Here is a 1285-nt window from a genome sequence, read left to right as displayed (position 1 = left end):
GGGTTAGCGGCCAGAATGTGTGTATGGCCCGGGCGTGTCATCGGCTTCTTCCGCCCCATCCTTGTTGGATTCCGTTCCCGTCTTCGGGGCTGAAGGCTGTGTCGTAGAGGGCTGGCCCGATGGGCTCTTCGATGGTTTTGGTTTGTTTTCTTTGGGGCTGCCAGTGGCTGGGGTTCACGAACGTCCAGGGGTCTTTCGGGGACTCGCTGTGGAGGTAGAGGTACCAGTCAACGGCTCGTTTGGCGTGGTCGTCTGTGAGACCACGGTGATCGCGTAGAAGGTGCTTGAGGCCGGCATTGATTCCGCCTTCCAAGGGGCTGGTGGTGCGGTCGATCTTGTGCTCGTTAGTGGCGGCGGTGAGCCAGGTGAACAGGTGCCCATTTTTCAATACCGTGGCCAGTGTTCCGCGGGCCCGACGCAGGCGTAGATGTGTAAACCACCATTGCTGGTTCGTGCCGATATGGGAGGGCCTCTCGCCGTTCTTCTTCGCGTAGGTTCGGGTCTTCAAGAAGGACTCCCAGCGTGCTTCCCAGGAAGCAAATTCCCCGGCCCAGACAGCGGCTTGGTCAAGGTCTTGGATCGGTGTCAGGGCCTTGGCTAACGCCAGTAATTCCTTGCCGGCATCGAGATTTGGGCGCATCGTGAGGTGTGTTCGAATGTTCTGCTGGATATGAAAAAGACACCGTTGCACCTTCGTCTCTGGCCAGTGCTCGCGCAGCGCACTTTCCAGGCCTTTGTGCCCGTCAACGACCGCGACCGCAGGTGCCGGGATTTGTTGCAGCAGGGCAGACCAGGAGACATGTTTTTCTCTGTCGCACCACTGCCAGGCGATGACGTGGTTGCCGGTGTAGGCGACCAGCACGCACCAGTCGTTGAAGTAGGTTCCGTCGAGCATGATCTGGGGGTGTATTTCACCGCTCAGGACGGCTGTAGGGGACACGTCCCAGCACCATGCACTCTGACGCCTAAAGGTGCGTGCGGAGCCTGCATGGGCTTCCTGACGGTCCTTGCCGGTGATCCAGGACAGGAACGCTGTGAACTCTGCTTTCTTGCTGACATCGACACGTGACTGGGTGCTGGAAGCACCACAGGACTTGCACCGCCACCTAGTTCTTCCCGCGCTGGTCTTGCCATTCTTTACGAGCTTCTTGGTACATACACCACACCTGGGGTGATTCTTGGGAACTGTCACCATACATGCTTTCAAAGCATGTACAGGGCCCTGCATCCCATATGATTACTGGTCAAAAGCCACTTTTCATACACACATTCTGGCCGCTAACCC

General features: G+C 57.9%; 1 protein-coding gene. It reads right to left on the bottom strand.

The features are described 5' to 3' along the window. Positions 1–37: 37 nt before the first annotated feature. The gene (locus tag ACT3TS_RS19670) at positions 38–1192 is read right to left on the bottom strand and encodes an IS1249 family transposase (RefSeq protein WP_444533217.1); all 1155 of its coding nucleotides are present in this window, start codon (positions 1190–1192) and stop codon (positions 38–40) included. Between the last annotated feature and the right edge of the window lie 93 nt (positions 1193–1285).

Source organism: Specibacter sp. AOP5-B1-6, assembly GCF_052376555.1.
Classification (GTDB): Bacteria; Actinomycetota; Actinomycetes; order Actinomycetales; family Micrococcaceae; genus Specibacter.
The sequence above is the reverse complement of the archived record's forward strand: the minus strand, read 5'-3'. Positions and strand labels throughout refer to the sequence as shown.